General features: G+C 69.2%; 4 protein-coding genes. 1 reads left to right on the forward strand and 3 read right to left on the reverse strand.

The features are described from left to right. Positions 1-531: 531 nt before the first annotated feature. A complete protein-coding gene (locus E6R62_RS37300) occupies positions 532-2,130 on the reverse strand; it encodes a CocE/NonD family hydrolase (RefSeq protein WP_206308967.1) in 1,599 nt (532 codons plus the stop codon). Between the two features lie 219 nt (positions 2,131-2,349). Here E6R62_RS37300 and E6R62_RS37305 point away from each other — a divergent pair, with 219 nt between their 5' ends. Continuing rightward, positions 2,350-3,066, forward strand: coding sequence for a TetR/AcrR family transcriptional regulator C-terminal domain-containing protein (locus tag E6R62_RS37305; protein ID WP_240802131.1), 717 nt, complete (start codon positions 2,350-2,352; stop codon positions 3,064-3,066). A gap of 40 nt (positions 3,067-3,106) precedes the next feature. Here E6R62_RS37305 and E6R62_RS37310 read toward each other — a convergent pair whose 3' ends face one another. Continuing rightward, positions 3,107-3,397: a hypothetical protein gene (locus E6R62_RS37310; protein ID WP_136217890.1), complete on the reverse strand. Its 291-nt coding sequence runs from the start codon at positions 3,395-3,397 to the stop codon at positions 3,107-3,109. After that, entirely contained in the window at positions 3,394-3,750 is a 357-nt protein-coding gene (locus E6R62_RS37315) for a hypothetical protein (protein WP_136217891.1), read from the reverse strand. The genes E6R62_RS37310 and E6R62_RS37315 overlap by 4 nt, the downstream gene beginning before the upstream one ends. Positions 3,751-3,954 lie beyond the last annotated feature (204 nt).

Genomic DNA, 3,954 nt, shown 5'->3' on the forward strand with positions numbered 1-3,954 from the left:
GTATCAACTTCTGGCGTTGATTTTTGGCACGCTGTTGAGTTCTCAAGGAACGGACGCTTCCTTCGTACTCACCCTCGCGGGTTTTCCTCCGGGCGCTTCCTGTGTTCTTCGTTTTGTTCTTGCGTTTTCGACTCTATCAGACTCTTTCGTGTCCGATTCCCGGTCGAAGCGGGATTCGCTTTCCGGTTCTCCGCTTTCGCGTTTCCCTTTCCGGCGAGACCGACTCTATCAGAACTTTTCCACCGGATTTCCCGGCTTCAGAATCCTGGTCGAGGAGTCGAGGTGCCCCGATCGGAATTGCCTTCCTCGGGGGCGTGCTGCCGAACCTCTCAGCTCCAGGCAACCGTTCTACTCTACATCCCTGTCCCCGCACGGGCCAAATCGGGCCTCCCCGTGCCGTGCGGGACCGCCCCGGCTCTACCCGACACGGGCACACCGAGCCGAGGGACGTCCGGCCCGGACGGCACACGCGAAGCGAGCCGGGCCACACGGCCCGGCTCGTCGGGCGGCCCCCCGGCGGGGGCTGCCGGGTTATGGGGTCTTGGGGAGTACCAGGGCCGAGTCGGCGTGGAGCGCGATGCGGACCGGTGTGAGGGTGGTGGCGGTCACCGGCGACTCACCCGTGCCGGGGTTGCGGGCGTAGCGCGGGTGTGCGCCCCCGCTGATCTGCCAGCGTATTCGGTGGCCGGCGCGGAAGCGGTGGGCGGTGGAGCTCATCGGCACAGTCACCCGCGAGGGCTCCTGGCCGGCCGTCTGGAGCCGACCGAGCCCGTCACAGATGTTGACGGAGCGGCCTTGCGGGTCCACGTCGCACAGGCGGGTGAACACATCGGCGTATCCGGTGTCCGTGGAGATGCTCAGCCGTGCGGAGACGGGCCCGAGGACGTCCACGGGCTCGGTCAGCGGTGGGCCGGTGAAGGTCAGGACGTCGTCCCGGTCCTCCAGGGCGCCGTTGTCGCGGGCTCCCGCGGTGCGGGAGAGCAGTGGGCCGCCGAGGGAGGGGGTGGGAGCGGCCGGGTCGTAGCGGAACGCCGTCACGAGTGCGGAGTCCGTCGGGGCCTCCTGGGTGAGATGCCCACCGGCGATCGGGTACCAGGAGGTGGCAGCCGCGGCCGGCGGCCAGTCCTCGAGGTCCCGCCACTCGTCTCCCCCGCCCACGTGCACACGCACCGGCGTGGGACGCAGGCCGGAGGCATCGGCGCCCAGGTGTGCGCGCAGCCACGCGAGACTCTCGCGGAACACCTCGGGCCATCCCTGCTGGAGGGCGGACGTGTGCGTCCAAGGACCGACGAGCAGGGCGGTCTCACATCCGGCTTGCCGCAGCCGGTCGTACTGCTCGAAGGTCTGGTCGAGCAGCACGTCGTGCCATCCGGCGATCAGGGCCGTGGGCACACGGAGCCGCTCCGCCGCTTCCGCCAACGACGCGCCGCGCCAGTAGGCGTCCTTTGCGTCCGGGTGTGCCATCACGTCGTCCAACCACGGCGGCTCGCTCCCGAGGGCGGACGCGTACGCCCCACGCAGCGGCTGCGCGGTGGTGATCTCGCGCAGCCGGCGGTGCAGTCGCAGCGTGGCCTTCAGGAACGATGCCATGCCCCGGTGTTGGTAGGTCATGCCCACGCCGACGGCGAGGACGTTCTCCAGGCACAGCACACCCTCCGCGTAGAACAAGGCGTACGGATCGTGCAGCCCTACTTGCACCACCATTGCCTTCAGTTCCGGTGGGGGGTCCAAGGCCAGGGCCCATTGCACATAGCCCAGGTAACTGGGGCCGACCGTTCCCAGTGTCCCGTTGAACCACGGTTGCCCGCGCAGCCAGGCCACCGTGGCCCGGCCGTCGGCGACCTCGTTGCGCCACAGGTCGAACGTGCCGCCCGAACCTCCGGTGCCGCGGCAGCTCTGCACGACCACGTGGAAGCCCTGTTCGGCGAAGAGCAGACCGTACTGGGCCGACCACGGCAGACCTCGGCCGTAGGGCGAGCGGACCAGGAGAGTGGGGAACTCGCCTCGGCCGCTTGGGAAGTAATGGTCGGTGATCAACGGGCTGCCGTCGGCAGCCGGCACCACGAGCCCCGGCTCCCATCCGACCTCGTGCCGTCTGGCCGGCAGACCTCGCCAGGTCGCCCTCGTCATCCGTGCCGAGAGCGGCGGCTTCCCGGCGGGTGGTACCCAGTCCGTTCCGGCCACGGCGTCGGGCGTGCGTGATGGCATCGTTCCCCCTCCTCTATTCTCGTACAGTGTACGAGAATAGAGGATGCTTGGATGGCCTTGGCAAGAGCGGCCTCGACAAGTGTCGCGACAACCAGGCCTCGACGCCCAGGCCTCGACGACCTAGCGGAGGAGTGCGGAACCGTGTCCAGCGAAGGGAAGTCCGGTTCGGCGGGGGTCGATCCCGAGCAACTCTGGCTACGTCCCACCGAGCCCCGCCGGGGCCGCAGGCCCTCCTTCAGCAGGGAGGCGATCACCGCGGCCGCCGTCGCCCTGGCGGACGCGGAAGGACTCGAAGTGGTCACCATGCGGCGGGTGGCCGCCGAGGTCGGCGCGGGCGTCATGTCGCTCTACAGCTACGCCCCAGACAAGGACACACTGCTGGAACTGATGGTCGACCACGTCAGCGGTGAACTCACGGTCACAGAGCCGCCCAGCGGCGACTGGCGTGCCGATCTGAAGTCCGTTGCCCGCCTGCAGCGCACCCACATGCTGCGCCATCCCTGGCTGCCCGCAGCCTTGATCACCCGTCGCGTTCCGGGCCCCAACACACTGGCTTTCCTGGAACACGTGCTCGCCGTCTTGCGGCCCACCGGGCTCGACGGCGCCGCGAAGATGGAGGTCTTCGCCCAGATCACCGCGTTCGTGGCCGGGCACGTCGCCCACGAGATCATGCAGGCCGGAGCCGCACGATCACCGGAGCGGGCCGCCGCCGAGGGCCGCTACCTCGCGACCGTCGCCGCCGACGGCCGCCACCCGGAACTCGCCGAAGCCCTCTCCGCCCCCGGACGGCCCCTCACTCCCGAGGCCACCTTCACCCGGTTTCTCAACCGCCTGGTCGACGGCCTCGATACCGACTGATGCCACACGGCCGCTCCTACACGGCACGGCGCCGGCGTCGTCAGAGGTTGACCCGCTTGAGGTACACACGGCAGCGGTGCGGGACCGTCTGGTACCAGAGCATCAGGTGCTCGTCCTCATATGTACGCAGTCGCATGGGGTGGGGGTCCTCGTAGAGGCTGCCGTCCTTGGGGTCGATGGCCATGGAGGCCAGGTCGACCAGGCCGTCCATCACGGCGCTGACGAGGCTCTGCTGCTCCGCGGGCATGTCACCCAGTACCCACACCCGTCCGGGATCGCACTCCCAGGCCCAGCCGCTGTCGTTCTCGACGCCCTCCCCCCGCGGGGTCACAGACCGATCTCCGCCTGGGCCTCGGCGAGGATGCGGCTGCTCGTCTCCATGGCGGCCCGGAATTCCTGTTCCGTCGACCCCGGGTCACCGGCGACACGTTCCGCCTCCAGGAGCGCCGCGGACCGCGCCGGCCAACGGTGGATGGCCACATGCGTGGCCCACTTGATCAGGAAGAACCGCAGGGGGTTGATGGCACCGGTCTCGGCGGCGCGGTCGAACGCCTCGTTGCATTCCTTGTCGAGCGCGGCGAGGCTCGCCATGTCGATCCGCCGCACCGCATCCCGCAGCGCCTCACGCGTCATGGCCGGCTGGGGGATGAGCGGGCCGCCGGCGTCCAGCTGCTGTGCTGTCATCTGCCCTCCAGGGAACGTCGCCAGGATACCCAGCCCCACTGCCAGGCCGAGCGGTTTCGGTTGCCCGGCCGATACCAAAAAGGGTCCGGAACGCGGAAAAGCCCCGCACCGAACCCGGTAAGGGGCTGGTGCGGGGCTTTCCCACAATGATTGTTCGGCGGCGTCCTACTCTCCCACAGGGTCCCCCCTGCAGTACCATCGGCG

This window comes from Streptomyces sp. A1136 (genome assembly GCF_004795055.1).
GTDB lineage: Bacteria > Actinomycetota > Actinomycetes > Streptomycetales > Streptomycetaceae > Streptomyces.

Coding starts and splice junctions, on each gene's coding strand:
- E6R62_RS37300 (WP_206308967.1), bottom strand. CDS start 2,130: ATGACGAGGGCGACCTGGCGAGGTCTGCCGGCCAGACGGCACGAGGTC.
- E6R62_RS37315 (WP_136217891.1), bottom strand. CDS start 3,750: ATGACAGCACAGCAGCTGGACGCCGGCGGCCCGCTCATCCCCCAGCCG.